This window comes from Stenotrophomonas sp. Pemsol, assembly GCF_003586545.1.
Classification (GTDB): domain Bacteria; phylum Pseudomonadota; class Gammaproteobacteria; order Xanthomonadales; family Xanthomonadaceae; genus Stenotrophomonas; species Stenotrophomonas sepilia.
This window is the reverse complement of sequence record NZ_CP025780.1, coordinates 714,535-727,582: the sequence shown is the minus strand read 5'-3', so window position 1 is coordinate 727,582 and position 13,048 is coordinate 714,535. Positions and strand designations below refer to the sequence as shown.

Sequence of the window (13,048 nt, the reverse complement as noted above, 5' to 3'; positions counted from 1 at the left end):
CTCCTTCCCCTCCTGTTCCCGACGTTGGCGCGCCCAGCGCCCCCGGATATGCCCGCATGACCGAACCCGCCTCCGATCCCCAGCGCAGCGCGCGGCGCCTGCAGTGGGCCCGTACCCAGCTCGACGATGCCAGCGCGGTGGTCGAGCGCGCTTCGGTCGATGCCGGCATGCGCAGCTACTGGCGCACGACCAGCACCCGTGGCAGCCACATCGTGATGGACGCCCCACCGGGGCTGGAAGATCCGCGGCCGTGGCTGCGCATGCGCGGCCTGCTGCACGACCACGGCCTGCGCGTGCCTGCATTGCTGGCGCAGGACCTGGAGGCCGGCTTCCTGCTGCTGGAAGATCTCGGCGGCCCGACCCTGGCCAGGATCCTCGACGCGCGCAACGCCGATGAATGGTTCGGCCGCTCGATCGAACAGCTGCTGCGCCTGCAGGCGATTCCGGTACCGGCCGACTTCGGCCAGTTCGGCGAAGCGCTGCTGCAGCGCGATGCCGGCCTGTTCGACGAATGGTTCCTGCAGCGTCACCTGAACCTGGAACTGGACTGCGGTGAGCTCGAGGGGCTGCAGCTGGTACATCGCCGGTTGATGGACAACGCGCTGGGCCAGGCCCAGCTGATGACCCACCGCGATTACATGCCGCGCAACCTGATGCCGGTCGACGACGGCCCCGCGGTGCTGGATTTCCAGGACCTGGTGCGTGGCCCGATCGCCTACGACGCGGTGAGCCTGTTCAAGGACGCCTTCCTGAGCTGGCCGCTGCAGCGCGTTGACGAGTGGCTGGCGCAGTACCACGAACGCGCGCGCGACGCCGGCCTGCCGGTGCCCGACCGCGCCACCTTCCTGCGCGATGCCGACTGGATGGGCATCCAGCGCCACGTGAAGATCCTCGGCCTGTTCTGCCGCTTGCGCTACCGCGACAACAAGGGCCATTACCTGGACGACGCACCGCGCTTCATCGGCTATCTGGATGAAGTGCTGCCACGCTATCGCGAGCTGGCGCCTCTGCAGCAGCTGCTGGAAAGCCGCATCAAGCCGGCGCTGGCCGAACTGGGCGCACCGATGCGCGTGGCCCGATGAAGGCGCTGGTCTTTGCCGCCGGGCTCGGCGAGCGCATGCGCCCGCTGACCCTGCACACACCCAAGCCGCTGCTGGAAGTGGCCGGCAAGCCACTGATCGTCTGGCACCTGGAGCGCCTGGCAACGCTCGGCGTGCGCGAGGTGGTGGTCAACACCGCGTGGCTGGCCGAGCAGTTCCCGGCGACGCTGGGTGATGGCAGCCAGTGGGGCCTGCGTCTGCATTTCCTTTACGAAGGGCAGACCCCGCTGGAAACCGGCGGCGGCATCCTCAACGCATTGCCGGTGCTGGGCGATGCCCCGTTCCTGGTGGTGAACGGCGATATCTGGACCGATTTCGATTTCGCCACGCTGCCGCGCGAGCCGCAGGGCCAGGCACACCTGGTGCTGGTCGACAATCCGGTTCAGCACCCGAACGGTGACTATCGGCTGGATGCACAGGGCCTGCTGCACCACGACCGCGCAGGGCCATGCCTGACCTATGCCGGCATCGGCGTGTACCGCCCCTCGATCGTGGCCGACTGGCGCGCGGTGATCGGCGATGCGCCGGGCAGCGAGCGGCTGCCGCCGAGGTTCTCGGTGGTGCCGCTGCAGAAGCATTTCATGGCGCAGGGGTTGATGACGGGGCAGCACCATCGGGGGCGTTGGACCGATGTCGGGACCGTGGATCGCCTGCGCGCGCTGGATGTGGAGCTGGCGGCGAACGGCTGAGCCCCTCGTGGTTGGTCGCGTAAAGCGGATCGCGTGCTTGGCCGGGCGGGTGGGCCATGCAGGGGACGCTGCAAGTCCCCCCCGCAACCTGAGCCACCCCGCCTCCCCTCAGGAAGCCAGCTTTTGACGTTGCTGTTGAAGCTGCCGGCCAGCGGCCGGCACTACCGCGGGTGCAGGGCGCAGCCCTGCAAACAAACCCCACCCTCAGTAGCGGGGCCGGCCTTCTTCCAGCACCTGGCGCAGGAACGGCACGGTGATCCGCCGCTTCGCCGCCAGCGATTCGCGGTCCAGCCAGTCCAGCAGGGTGATCAATCCACCCAGCTCACGGCCGGTGTGCGACAGCAGCCATTCGATGGCCGCTTCATCGATGGCCAGGCCACGTCGCAGTGCACGCTCGCGCAGCACCGCAGCACGACCTTCCTCATCCAGCGGCTGCAGCAGCACGCGCACGCACTGGCCCAGGCGCGAACGCAGGTCCGGCAGCACCAGGCCCAGCTCGCCCGGCGCCTTCTGCGCCGTGTACAGCACGGTCACACCTGCAGCGCGCGCGCGGTTGTGGAAATCAAACAGCGCGATCTCGTCCTCGCGATTGCCGGCAACCTCGTCCAGCCCGTCCAGCGCCACCAGTTCGCGTGCGTCCAGCCCATCCAGCGCTGCACGAACGCGGCCGGCGGCGCTGGCCAGTGGCACGTACGTCGGCAGGCGCCCGGCCTGCTCGGCGCTGGAGCACATCGCCAGCGCCTGGTGGGTCTTGCCGGTTCCCGCCGCACCTTCCAGGTAGACCCAGTCGTGGCTGGCACCAACCGCGATCGCGCGCAGCTGCGCCAGCGCGCCGTCCGGCGCGCCGATGAAGGTCTCCAGGCGCTGGTCCCTCGGGTAATGCAGGGCCAGCGGCAGTTGCGGCACACCCATCACTTCAGGTCGGGGCCCTTGTCGTTCGGAACGATGATATGGGGGGCGTCCACTACGCCATCAAGCACGATCGCCGGCTTCTCGCCCACGTACAGCTCGCTCTGGCGGTAGCGCTGATGCGCATAGCGCAGCAGCACGTTGGTCACCGCCGCCACCGGCAGCGCCAGCAGCATGCCGAGGAAGCCGAACAGCTGGCCGCCGGCCATCACCGCAAAGATCACTGCCACCGGGTGCAGGCCGATCTTGTCGCCGACGATACGCGGGGTCAGCACGTAGCTTTCCAGCAGCTGGCCCACGGTGAACACCACGCCCACCAGGATCAGCAGCTTCAGGTCGAAGCCCTGCGCCTGCACCAGTGCCGCGATCACCGCCATCAGCACGCCAGTGGTCGCGCCCAGGTATGGGATGAAGCTGATGAGGCCGGCAATCAGGCCGATCAGCAGGCCCAGCTTGAGGCCGACCAGCGACAGGCCGCCGGCATAGATCACGCCCAGCGCCAGCATCACCAGGAACTGTCCGCGGATGAACGCCCCCAGCACCTCGTTGGACTCGCGCGCCAACGCGCTGATGGTGCCGATGTGGTTGCGCGGAATCACCGACGCCACCCGCTCGACCAGCTTGTCCCAGTCGCGCAGGAAGTAGAACGCCAGGATCGGCAGCAGCAGGATGTTGACCACCCAGGTCACCATCGCAAAGCCCGAACGCGAGACGTAGCCCATGAAGGTGGTGGCGAAGCCGCCGGCCTGCTGCCAGTGGCTGCGCACCCATTCGATCAGGCGGTCCGGATCCAGCCACTGCATCACTTCCAGGCCGGTCTTCTGCTCGAACCAGGGGATCCCCTTCTCCATCAGCCACGCCTGTGCCTGCGGCGCGACCGCAATCAGGGTGGTGATCTGGCGCTCGATCATCGGCACCAGTACCAGCAGCAGCGCCACGATCACCAGCACCATCGCAGCGAACACCAGCACCACGCCGGTCATGCGCGAACGGCCGGTGGCCTCGATGCGGTCCACCAGCGGATCGCCCAGCCACGCCAGCGCCAGCGCCAGCACGAACGGGGTCAGGATCGGTGCCAGCAGCCACACCACCCAGCCGACCAGGCCGGCGAACAGGATGTACTTCAGGCGGCGCAGGAACTGCGCGATTTCGGCTTCCGGGGTCAGGGTCATCGCAAGCGGTACTCGTTGCTGACCGGCGCGGCCACCGGGGCACCGGTGGTGTCATCGATCGGGGTCGGCAGGGCCGGCAGCGTCGCGCTGGGCACCAGCACGCCATTGTCGCCCAGCATGCGGTTGAAGCCGGCCAGGCCGGTGGTCATCTCCAGGCTCAGCTCCAGCTGGCCGGCCGAAGCGTGCAGCGGGGTGACGTTGCGCACCACCGGCACCTCGCGCAGGCCGGCGGCAAGGCGCAGGTAGTCGTCGGCACTGTTGATGCCGGTGACCACCACGCGGTAGGTCCCGGCCTGACCGACGGCGGCACCCGCCTTGGCATAGCGCTTGACCAGCGCGTCGGCGGCGCCATCGGCACCGGCGGCCATCGCACGCATGGCGTTGGCGTCCTTGCTGGTCCACTTGTTCAGCTCGCGGCCGTTGTCGACGAACACCCAGTCCGCCTGCCAGCCGCCGTTGGCGCGGTAGAGCTTGCCGATCAGCTGCATCGGCGGCGAGTAGCGTGACGAGGCGCGGGCCACGGCGGCACTGTCCTGGCGCCAGATGGCACCGGCCAGCGCCTGTTCGGCGGCACCGCCGCTGGGCAGGCCCAGCTTGTAACCCCGCTCGATGGCGCGGTTCAGCAGCGGGCGGGCGGCGTTGGCCTGCTGCACGCTGACCAGGCGCGGGCCACTGCCGTCGTCGACGGCCAACCACACCACCGGTTTCGGCCGCGGCTGCGGCCACAGCGGCAGGCCCAGCGCCGAGACCAGCGAGTCGACGTCATCCTCGCGGAAGCGGGCCACCAGCAGGGTCCTGAAGCTCGGCGCGCCGCTGGCGCCCACGCTCTGGTCCTGCTTGTAGTCGTAGCTGGCCACGTAGTCCTTGGCGTTGCGCAGCGCCTGCACCACGCCGGGGCGGGACATCACGTTGCGGTCGCCGGACAGTTTGCCCAGCACCACGCTCAGGGCACGGGCCAGGGCGCCGTTGCGATCGGCTTCGGCCTGGCTGTTGACGGGCACTTCGGCCTCGTACGCACCCGAGGCGGTGGCAACATCTCCCTCGGTGCGCAGGCCGCTCTGGGCCATCGTGGCCACCGGCAGGCTCAGTGCAAGGAGCAGGGTCAGAATCAGGCTGCGGCGCATCAGGACATCCATTGGCTCGACGAATCCGGGGGAATTGTTGCCCGAATACGGCCTTTGCGCCAATGCGGCCTGTTAAAATCGCCCGTTCAACCCCTGCCAGCGCCGACGCCCGTGACCAACACCCCGTCTTCCGCCCCCTCCCCCCTCACCTACCGTGACGCGGGTGTCGACATCGACGCCGGCAACGCGCTGGTCGAGCGGATCAAGCCCCTGGTCAAGCGCAGCTTCCGCCCGGAAGTGATGGGCGGTCTGGGCGGCTTCGGCGCCCTGTTCGACCTGTCCAACAAGTACCGCGAGCCGGTGCTGGTGTCGGGTACCGACGGCGTGGGCACCAAGCTGAAGCTGGCCCATCAACTGAACCGCCACGATACGATCGGCATCGACCTGGTCGCGATGTGCGTGAACGACGTGCTGGTGCAGGGCGCCGAGCCGCTGTTCTTCCTGGACTACTTCGCCACCGGCAAGCTGGACGTCGATACCGCCGCGGCGGTGGTGGGCGGCATCGCCAACGGCTGCACCGAGGCCGGCTGCGCGCTGATCGGCGGTGAAACCGCTGAAATGCCCGACATGTACGCCCCGGGCGAGTACGATCTGGCCGGCTTCACGGTGGCTGCGGTCGAGAAGAGCGAGCTGAAGGACGGCGCCAGCGTGGCCGCCGGCGACGTGCTGATCGGCATCGCCTCGTCCGGCCCGCATTCCAACGGCTACTCGCTGGTGCGCCGCATCTACGACCGCGCCGGCCGCCCGGCCGATCTGGAACTGGAAGGTGGCGTGAAGCTGGTCGACGCGCTGATGGCACCGACCCGCCTGTACGTGAAGCCGATCCTGTCGCTGCTGAAGTCGCACGGCGATGCCATCCACGGCATGGCCCACATCACCGGTGGCGGCCTGACCGAGAACATCATCCGCGTGGTGCCCGATGGCCTCGGCCTGGACATCCAGGCCTCGTCCTGGACCCTGCCGCCAGTGTTCCAGTGGCTGCAGAAGGAAGGCGCGGTCGCCGACAGCGAGATGTGGCGCACCTTCAACTGCGGCATCGGCTTCGTGCTGATCGTGGCAGCGGAGCAGGTCGCTGCCGTGTCCGAGGCGGTCCAAGCCCAGGGCCTGGACCACTGGACCATCGGCCAGGTGGTCACCGCCGAAGGCGCCGAACGCGTCCGCATCGGCTGAACCCGACCCCGAGGAGCCCGCATGGACGCAACGCCCCCCCTGGCACCCACCCCGGTACCGCCGCCGTTGGCGGCCGTGCCGGTCTTCAGCAGGCAGGACGCCGACCACCTGCGCGCGCTGTCCATCGCGCACTATGTGTTCGGTGGCCTGATCGCGCTGCTCTCGCTGTTTTTCATTCTGTACATCGTGCTCGGCATCAGTGCGCTGAGCGGCCATCTGCCGATGAACTCCGGGGGCCAGCCCTCGTCGCCGGCCGAACAGCGCCTGTTCGGCTGGGTGTTCACGGTGCTGGGGACCGTGTTCGTCGCCGGTGGCCTGGGCATGGCCGCATTCGTCATCCAGGCCGGACGCTGCCTGGCCCAGCGTCGTCGCCACCTGCTGTGCCTGATCGTGGCCGGCCTGCTCTGCCTGTGCGCGCCGCTGGGCACCGTTCTGGGGGTATTCACCCTGGTTACGCTGCTGCGCCCGCAGGTCAAGGCCGCCTTCGATGCAAGGGGTGCAACGACATGACGACACCCGGCGCACCACCGCCGCTACCACAGCAGACCCTGGCGCAACTGCAGCTGGCCAGCCACCTGCAGACGCTGAAGGTGCTGTTCTACGCGCTGGCGGTTTTCCACTGGATGGCCGCGCTGGCGTTCCTCGGTTTCATCGGCCTGGTCGCCAGCTCACGCGGGCTGGCCGATGGCGCGGTACTGGCCACGGTGTACGGGGTCATTTCGCTGTTGGCGGCCGCGCTTGGCGTCGTGCAGCTGCACACCGCACGCCTGCTGTCGCGCCGCACCGGGCTGGCCTGGTGCCAGCGCGCGGCCTGGCTGGCGGTACTGGCTGGCCCGCTGGGCATGGCCCTGACCGCCTATGCCTGGGTGTTTCTGTCCAAGCCTGACATGGCCGCACTGTTCGACCGTGGCGACCATCTCAGCGTCTGAGCTTGCCGGCAGACGCCTCCCTCCCCTGATCGACTGCCCATGTCCGCGCCTGCCCTCTCCACGACCGCCTCGCCTGCCGCTTCCCGTTTCACGGGCCCCAAGAAGCTGGCCTTCGCCGCCGTGCTGGCGGTGTTCGCGATCAGCTGGATCCACCCGCTGTGGCCCATCGAGCAGGCCCTGCACAGCACCCTGACCGTGATCGGGCTGGCCGCACTGCTATGGGTCGACCGCCGGGGTGGCTGGCTGGGCAACGGTGCCTTCATCGCGATCTGCGGCTTCATTGCACTGCACTGCGTGGCTGCGCGCTGGCTGTACTCGAACGTGCCCTACGACGCATGGGCGCAGGCGCTGACCGGCTGGTCGCCGAATGCGGCGTTTGGCTGGCAGCGTAATCATTTCGACCGGCTTATCCACTTCCTGTTCGGCGTCTGCTTCACGCCTGCGCTGCTGCAGCTGGCACGCCATGCCTGGCCGGCGCTGCGCCGCGGCCAGGCTTTCACCCTGGCGGTGATGGCAGTGATGTGCGCCAGCCTGGTCTACGAGTGGTTCGAGTGGGCCATCGCGCTGGCCCTGTCGCCGGACGCCGCCGAGGCCTACAACGGGCAGCAGGGCGACATGTGGGACGCCCATGCCGACATGCTGCTGGCGACCGTGGGCAGCCTGCTGAGCTGGCCGTTGATCCGCCGGAGTGCCGCGCAATGACCGCGCCCACCCGCATCGCGGTGCTCGCCTCTGGGCGCGGCAGCAACCTGCAGGCCATCCTCGATGCCATCGCGGCCGGGCGCCTGCCCGCCGAGGTCGTCGGCGTGTTCTCCGACCGCCCGGCCGCCGCCGCGCTGCAACGGGTCGGCGCCAGCCTGCGCTGGGCACATGCGCCGAAGGAATTCGACGACCGCGCCGCCTACGAGCAGGCCTTGGGCGATGCACTGGCCGCGGCCGCGCCGGACTGGATCGTCTGCGCCGGCTACATGCGCATTCTCGGCGCCGCCTTCGTGCAGCGCTTCAATGGCCGCCTGGTCAACATCCACCCCTCCCTGCTGCCACTGCACAAAGGGTTGGATACGCATGCGCGGGCTTTGGACGCCGGCGATGCCGAGCACGGGGCCAGCGTGCATCTGGTCGTTCCCGAACTGGATGCCGGCGCCGTGCTGGCCCAGGTACGGGTACCGGTGATGCCCGGCGATGACGCCGACAGCCTGGCCGCGCGCGTGCTGGCGGTGGAGCATCCCCTGTTGATCGCCACCCTCCAGCTGCTGTGCGCCGGCCGCCTGACTGAACGGGAGGGGCAGCCGCACCTGGACGGTCACCCCCTGTTTAGCCCACTGGCCCTAGATTCCGCCGGGAACCTGAACCGGTAACGCCCACGCACACGCCCCGCTGACTGCGGGGCTGGCATCCTGCCCCCCTCCTGCAGTTCCTGTCCTCCATGAAGACCACGACCCTGCTGTCCACTTCATTGCTGCTGTCGCTTGTCGTGCTTCCCGGCGTGGGTTGGGGCCAGGTGCAAGCGCCTGCGGCCCCTGCGCAGCCGGCGCCTGCAGTCCAACCGCCTGCGGAACCGGCCGTGCCGATGCCGCCGGCGCTGGCCTGGGAGCCGCCGCCGCTGCAGCCGTTCACCGCGACCTACCAGGCCTTCTACAAAGGCAAGGAGGCCGGCGACGCCAGCATGCAGGTCACCCACACCGGCGGCAACCAGTGGCGGGTGGACATGCAGGTGGTCGGCCGCCGCGGCTTTGCCAGCGTGCTGGGCCTGAACATCGAACAGAGCACGGTGTTCGAAGAGCGCAGCGGCGTCTATGCGCCGCTCAGCCAGAGCACGGTGCGCAAGGGCCTGTTCCTGGGCAAGAAGGCGGTCGGCACGTACAACTGGCAGGCCGGCACCGCGCAGTGGAGCGGCGACGTCAAGAAGGAACGTGCGCAACCGATCCCGCTGCAGCCGGGCGACCAGAGCGCGCTGCTGATCAATCTGGCGATCATGCGTGATGCCCGCCCGGGCGCCACCATGCATTACCGCTACGTGGACATGGGCAAGGTCCGCCAGCACGACTACCAGGCCGCGCCGCAGACCGAGAACGTCGAGGTCGGCGACCTGTCCTACAACGCGCTGCGGGTCTACCGGACCAACGGCGGCAACAACGAAACCATCCTCTGGATCGCCAACGGTGTCCCCACCCCGGTGCGCATCCTGCAACGCGAAGACGGCGAAGACCGCGTCGATCTGCGCCTGATCGAGTACCAAGGAGTCTGAGCATGAGCACCCTGACCCGCCCCCTCACCTGGATCGCTGCAGCCGCACTGTCGGTGGCCAGCCTGCCGGCCATGGCCTTGCAGCCATTCAAGGCCGATTACCTGGCCAGCTACATGGGCATGCAGGCCAATGGCAGCATGACGCTGAGCAGCGAGGGAGCCAACAAGTGGCGCTACACGCTGCAGGTGAAGAACCAGCTGGCCGACCTGAGCCAGAGCACCGTATTCGAAGAGGTGCGCGGCCAGCTGCGCCCGCTCAGCAGCCAGGACCGTTCGGCCCTGCTGGTGAAGAAGCGCAATGTGCAGGCCAACTACAACTGGACCAGCAACCAGGCCACCTGGACCGGCGACATCAAGCCGGACCGTGCGGGCCCCATCGCGTTGAAGACGGGCGACATGGACGCGCTGCTGATCAATCTGGCGATCGCCCGCGACCTGGCCGCCGGCAAGCCGCTGACCTATCGCATGGTCGACGAAGGCCGCATCAAGAACATGACCTACCGCGTGATCGGCAAGGAATCGATCACCGTGGGCGGCAAGAGCTACGAGGCCACCAAGGTCTCGCGTGCCGACGGCAACAAGGAGCTGATCGCCTGGATCGTGCCGGAATTCCCGGTGCCGGCGCGCATGCTGCAGCGTGAGAGCGGCCGCGATGCGCTGGACCTGACCATCAAGGCGATGAACTGAGCGCCCGGGGTCGGATCCCTTCCCAACGGGAAGGGCTCTGACCCCGACAGCGACCCGGCGCCTTCATCCACGCATGGCGTGGATCTACCGTAAAAAAACGCCCGCTTTCGCGGGCGTTGTTCTTACTTCTTTTGCTCGGCCGCGGCCGGCTTGAACTCGGTGCGGCAGTCCACGCGGATCTGCTCGCCGGTGCTGCGCCAGATGAAGGTGCGGCAATGGCGGTTGCCGTCCTGGCTGTCGTTCACCGCGACCGCGTAGAACGATTCGATGATCTCGTCACGCGAGACCGTGCCGTCGCCGTTCCAGTCCATGTCCTTCTGCTCGATGCCCTGGGTGATGGCGATGTTGGCGTACCAGGCATAGCCCAGCCACGCCAGCACGATCAGCACCAGGGCCAGCAGCGCCTTGCGGCGCGGGCTGAACTTGCCGCGCAGGATCATGGCACGCGCCGGATGGTGGCGCCGAGCGAAGACAGCTTCTCTTCGATGTTCTCGTAGCCACGATCAAGGTGATAGATGCGGTCGATGGTGGTCTCGCCGCTGGCCATCAGGCCGGCCAGGATCAGCGAGGCCGAGGCACGCAGGTCGGTGGCCATTACCGGCGCACCGCTCAGGGTCTCGCTGCCACGCACGATGGCGGTGTGGCCTTCGACCTGGATGTCCGCGCCCAGGCGCAGCAATTCGTTGACGTGCATGAAACGGTTCTCGAAGATCGTTTCGTTGATCACGCCGACGCCGTCGGCCACGCAGTTGAGCGCCATGAACTGCGCCTGCATGTCGGTCGGGAATGCGGGGTACGGCGCGGTGGTCAGGTTGACCGCCTTCGGTCGCTTGCCCTGCATGTCCAGGGTGATGGTGTCTTCGGTGGTCTCGATCTTCGCGCCGGCCTCGACCAGCTTGGACAGCACCGCGTCCATGGTGTTCGGGCGCGCACGGTTGACCGTGACCTTGCCGCCGGTCATCGCCGCAGCGACCAGGAAGGTACCGGTTTCGATGCGGTCGGGCAGCACTTCGTGGCGGCCGCCGGACAGGCGCTCGACGCCTTCAATGACCAGGCGGGCAGTGCCCAGGCCTTCGATCTTCGCGCCCAGCGCGATCAGGCAATGCGCCAGATCGGTCACTTCCGGTTCCATCGCGCAGTTGTCGAGGACGGTGGTGCCTTCGGCCAGCACCGCGCCCATCAGCACGTTCTCGGTGCCGGTGACGCTGACCATGTCGAAGGTGAAATGGCCGCCCTTCAGCCGCTTGGCAGTGGCCTTGATGAAGCCGTTCTCGACCACGATCTCGGCACCCAGCGCCTGCAGGCCCTTGATGTGCTGGTCGACCGGACGCGAACCGATCGCGCAGCCGCCGGGCAGCGACACTTCCGCCGCGCCGAAGCGGGCCAGCAGCGGGCCCAGCACCAGGATCGAGGCGCGCATGGTCTTGACCAGCTCGTACGGTGCAACATGCTGGTTGACCGAGCGCGGGTCGACCACGATCGCACTGCCACGCGACAGCGTGCCCTGGTCGATGGTGACCTTGGCACCCAGTTCGCCCAGCAGCTTGACAGTGGTGACCACGTCGTGCAGGTGCGGCACGTTGGTGATCTCCACCGGCTCATCGGCCAGCAGGGTCGCGCAGAGGATGGGGAGGACGGCGTTCTTGGCGCCGGAGATGCTCACTTCACCGTGCAGCGCAGCGCCGCCGGTCACAACGATCTTGGCCATGTATTCGGGATCTTCTGCGGTTCAGCCGGCTTCGGCCGGGGTCACGGTTTTCAGCGCCAGCGCGTGGATCGCGCCGCCCATCAGGTCGCCCAGCGTGGCATAGACCATGCGGTGGCGGGCCAGCGGCATCTTGCCGGCGAACGCCTCGCAGACCACGGTCGCTTCGAAATGCACGCCATCATCGCCCTGCACGTCGGCGCGGGCGCCAGGCAGGCCGGTTTCGATCAGATTGCGGATGGTGTCGGCGTCCAACGGGCTTTCCTAATAAAATGTGCCTCCATTCTACTTCCGCTGCGTGGCGTCCGCATGGCCGAATCCCTGTTGCCCCCCCGTTCCGTCGACCCTGCCGGCCTGGTCGCCAGTGGCCGCCGCGTGTTCGAGATCGAGCGGCAGGCGCTGGATGCCGTCGCCGACCGCCTTGGCGAGGCCTTCCAGCAGGCCTGCGAGGCGATCCTGGCCAGCCGCGGCCGGGTGGTCGCCACCGGCATGGGCAAATCCGGCCACATTGCCCGCAAGATCGCCGCCACCCTGGCCTCCACCGGCACACCGGCGTTCTACGTGCATCCCGGCGAAGCCGGCCACGGCGACCTGGGCATGATCACCGAAGCCGACGTGGTACTGGCCCTGTCCTATTCGGGCGAGTCCGATGAGGTGCTGATGCTGCTGCCTGTGCTCAAGCGCCAGGGCAACGTGCTGATTTCCATGACCGGCCGCCCGCAGTCGAGCCTGGCCACGGCCGCCGACATCCACCTGGATGTGAGCGTGCCGGCCGAGGCCTGCCCGCTGGCGCTGGCGCCGACCTCCAGCACCACCGCCTCGCTGGCGATGGGCGATGCGCTGGCCGTAGCCCTGCTTGACGCACGCGGCTTCACCGCCGACGACTTCGCCCGCTCGCACCCGGCCGGCAGCCTCGGCCGTCGCCTGCTGCTGCACATCACCGATGTCATGCATACCGGCGAGGACCTGCCCAGCGTGGGCGCCGATGCCAGCCTCAGCGAGGCGCTGGTGGAAATGAGCCGCAAGCGGCTCGGCATGACCGCCGTGGTCGACGCCGATGGCGTGCTGATCGGCCTGTTCACCGACGGCGACCTGCGCCGGGCGCTGGACAGCGCGCTGGACGTGCGCACCGCGAAGATCGCCGATGTGATGACCCGCAACCCGCGCACCATCGGTGCCGACCAGCTGGCCGTAGAGGCCGCGCGGCAGATGGAGACCCAGAAAATCAACGGCCTGATCGTGGTCGATGGCCAGGGCCGTGCGGTCGGCGCCCTGAACATTCATGACCTGTTGCGGGCCCGGGTGGTTTAACCGAC

The 13,048-nt window shown here is 68.3% G+C and carries 16 protein-coding genes; 10 read left to right on the top strand and 6 right to left on the bottom strand.

Annotated elements, in window-relative coordinates; translation table 11 throughout:
• Positions 1–56 precede the first annotated feature (56 nt).
• Positions 57–1,082, top strand: coding sequence for a phosphotransferase (locus tag PEM_RS03365; RefSeq protein ID WP_119706065.1), 1,026 nt, complete (start codon positions 57–59; stop codon positions 1,080–1,082).
• The gene (murU, locus tag PEM_RS03360; protein ID WP_111127011.1) at positions 1,079–1,789 is read left to right on the top strand and encodes an N-acetylmuramate alpha-1-phosphate uridylyltransferase MurU; all 711 of its coding nucleotides are present in this window, start codon (positions 1,079–1,081) and stop codon (positions 1,787–1,789) included. The genes PEM_RS03365 and murU overlap by 4 nt, the downstream gene beginning before the upstream one ends.
• Positions 1,790–1,993: 204 nt before the next feature.
• On the opposite strand, the gene hda is transcribed toward murU, so the two are convergent.
• From hda to PEM_RS03345, 3 genes are read right to left on the bottom strand one after another with little or no spacing between them, the layout of a single operon-like run.
• Positions 1,994–2,701, bottom strand: coding sequence for a DnaA regulatory inactivator Hda (gene hda, locus PEM_RS03355; RefSeq protein ID WP_053500213.1), 708 nt, complete (start codon positions 2,699–2,701; stop codon positions 1,994–1,996).
• The gene (locus PEM_RS03350; protein ID WP_053500214.1) at positions 2,701–3,870 is read right to left on the bottom strand and encodes an AI-2E family transporter; all 1,170 of its coding nucleotides are present in this window, start codon (positions 3,868–3,870) and stop codon (positions 2,701–2,703) included. The genes hda and PEM_RS03350 overlap by 1 nt, the downstream gene beginning before the upstream one ends.
• Positions 3,867–5,006 (bottom strand): DUF2066 domain-containing protein, encoded by a 1,140-nt coding sequence (locus PEM_RS03345; RefSeq protein WP_032953985.1) that lies wholly within the window; start codon positions 5,004–5,006, stop codon positions 3,867–3,869. Before PEM_RS03345 ends, PEM_RS03350 begins: the two co-directional genes overlap by 4 nt.
• A gap of 99 nt (positions 5,007–5,105) precedes the next feature.
• On the opposite strand from PEM_RS03345, the gene purM reads away from it, so the two are divergent.
• From purM to PEM_RS03310, 7 genes are all read left to right on the top strand, one after another.
• Entirely contained in the window at positions 5,106–6,164 is a 1,059-nt protein-coding gene (gene purM, locus PEM_RS03340) for a phosphoribosylformylglycinamidine cyclo-ligase (RefSeq protein ID WP_053500215.1), read from the top strand.
• 21 nt (positions 6,165–6,185) lie between these two features.
• Positions 6,186–6,674 (top strand): hypothetical protein, encoded by a 489-nt coding sequence (locus tag PEM_RS03335; protein ID WP_005415570.1) that lies wholly within the window; start codon positions 6,186–6,188, stop codon positions 6,672–6,674.
• The gene (locus tag PEM_RS03330) at positions 6,671–7,093 is read left to right on the top strand and encodes a hypothetical protein (protein ID WP_005415569.1); all 423 of its coding nucleotides are present in this window, start codon (positions 6,671–6,673) and stop codon (positions 7,091–7,093) included. The genes PEM_RS03335 and PEM_RS03330 overlap by 4 nt, the downstream gene beginning before the upstream one ends.
• A gap of 39 nt (positions 7,094–7,132) precedes the next feature.
• Complete coding sequence (locus PEM_RS03325) at positions 7,133–7,795, top strand: DUF2238 domain-containing protein (protein ID WP_111126886.1); 663 nt, start codon at positions 7,133–7,135, stop codon at positions 7,793–7,795.
• Complete coding sequence (gene purN / locus PEM_RS03320) at positions 7,792–8,451, top strand: phosphoribosylglycinamide formyltransferase (RefSeq protein ID WP_065185831.1); 660 nt, start codon at positions 7,792–7,794, stop codon at positions 8,449–8,451. Before PEM_RS03325 ends, purN begins: the two co-directional genes overlap by 4 nt.
• Positions 8,452–8,519: 68 nt before the next feature.
• Positions 8,520–9,341, top strand: coding sequence for a DUF3108 domain-containing protein (locus PEM_RS03315; RefSeq protein ID WP_005415566.1), 822 nt, complete (start codon positions 8,520–8,522; stop codon positions 9,339–9,341).
• Positions 9,342–9,343: 2 nt separating this feature from the next.
• On the top strand, positions 9,344–10,027 hold the full coding sequence (locus PEM_RS03310) for a DUF3108 domain-containing protein (protein WP_005415565.1): 684 nt from the start codon (positions 9,344–9,346) through the stop codon (positions 10,025–10,027).
• A gap of 122 nt (positions 10,028–10,149) precedes the next feature.
• Here the strand turns inward: PEM_RS03310 and PEM_RS03305 are convergent, their stop codons facing one another.
• From PEM_RS03305 to PEM_RS03295, 3 genes are read right to left on the bottom strand one after another with little or no spacing between them, the layout of a single operon-like run.
• The gene (locus tag PEM_RS03305; protein WP_065185829.1) at positions 10,150–10,467 is read right to left on the bottom strand and encodes a hypothetical protein; all 318 of its coding nucleotides are present in this window, start codon (positions 10,465–10,467) and stop codon (positions 10,150–10,152) included.
• Positions 10,464–11,735, bottom strand: a complete 1,272-nt coding sequence (murA, locus tag PEM_RS03300) for a UDP-N-acetylglucosamine 1-carboxyvinyltransferase (protein WP_065185828.1) — start codon at positions 11,733–11,735, stop codon at positions 10,464–10,466. The genes PEM_RS03305 and murA overlap by 4 nt, the downstream gene beginning before the upstream one ends.
• A 21-nt stretch (positions 11,736–11,756) precedes the next feature.
• Positions 11,757–11,987 carry a BolA family protein gene (locus PEM_RS03295; RefSeq protein ID WP_005408396.1) on the bottom strand — a complete coding sequence of 77 codons (231 nt, stop codon included), beginning with the start codon at positions 11,985–11,987 and terminating at the stop codon, positions 11,757–11,759.
• Positions 11,988–12,041: 54 nt separating this feature from the next.
• Here PEM_RS03295 and PEM_RS03290 point away from each other — a divergent pair, with 54 nt between their 5' ends.
• Positions 12,042–13,043 carry a KpsF/GutQ family sugar-phosphate isomerase gene (locus PEM_RS03290; protein WP_005415562.1) on the top strand — a complete coding sequence of 334 codons (1,002 nt, stop codon included), beginning with the start codon at positions 12,042–12,044 and terminating at the stop codon, positions 13,041–13,043.
• Positions 13,044–13,048 lie beyond the last annotated feature (5 nt).

Excerpts from the sequence above, each read along its gene's own strand:
- PEM_RS03365 (WP_119706065.1), top strand. The coding sequence starts at position 57 with ATGACCGAACCCGCCTCCGATCCCCAGCGCAGCGCGCGGCGCCTGCAG.
- murU (WP_111127011.1), top strand. The coding sequence starts at position 1,079 with ATGAAGGCGCTGGTCTTTGCCGCCGGGCTCGGCGAGCGCATGCGCCCG.
- hda (WP_053500213.1), bottom strand. The coding sequence starts at position 2,701 with ATGGGTGTGCCGCAACTGCCGCTGGCCCTGCATTACCCGAGGGACCAG.
- PEM_RS03350 (WP_053500214.1), bottom strand. The coding sequence starts at position 3,870 with ATGACCCTGACCCCGGAAGCCGAAATCGCGCAGTTCCTGCGCCGCCTG.
- PEM_RS03345 (WP_032953985.1), bottom strand. The coding sequence starts at position 5,006 with ATGGATGTCCTGATGCGCCGCAGCCTGATTCTGACCCTGCTCCTTGCA.
- PEM_RS03335 (WP_005415570.1), top strand. The coding sequence starts at position 6,186 with ATGGACGCAACGCCCCCCCTGGCACCCACCCCGGTACCGCCGCCGTTG.
- PEM_RS03330 (WP_005415569.1), top strand. The coding sequence starts at position 6,671 with ATGACGACACCCGGCGCACCACCGCCGCTACCACAGCAGACCCTGGCG.
- PEM_RS03325 (WP_111126886.1), top strand. The coding sequence starts at position 7,133 with ATGTCCGCGCCTGCCCTCTCCACGACCGCCTCGCCTGCCGCTTCCCGT.
- purN (WP_065185831.1), top strand. The coding sequence starts at position 7,792 with ATGACCGCGCCCACCCGCATCGCGGTGCTCGCCTCTGGGCGCGGCAGC.
- PEM_RS03315 (WP_005415566.1), top strand. The coding sequence starts at position 8,520 with ATGAAGACCACGACCCTGCTGTCCACTTCATTGCTGCTGTCGCTTGTC.
- PEM_RS03310 (WP_005415565.1), top strand. The coding sequence starts at position 9,344 with ATGAGCACCCTGACCCGCCCCCTCACCTGGATCGCTGCAGCCGCACTG.
- PEM_RS03305 (WP_065185829.1), bottom strand. The coding sequence starts at position 10,467 with ATGATCCTGCGCGGCAAGTTCAGCCCGCGCCGCAAGGCGCTGCTGGCC.
- murA (WP_065185828.1), bottom strand. The coding sequence starts at position 11,735 with ATGGCCAAGATCGTTGTGACCGGCGGCGCTGCGCTGCACGGTGAAGTG.
- PEM_RS03290 (WP_005415562.1), top strand. The coding sequence starts at position 12,042 with ATGGCCGAATCCCTGTTGCCCCCCCGTTCCGTCGACCCTGCCGGCCTG.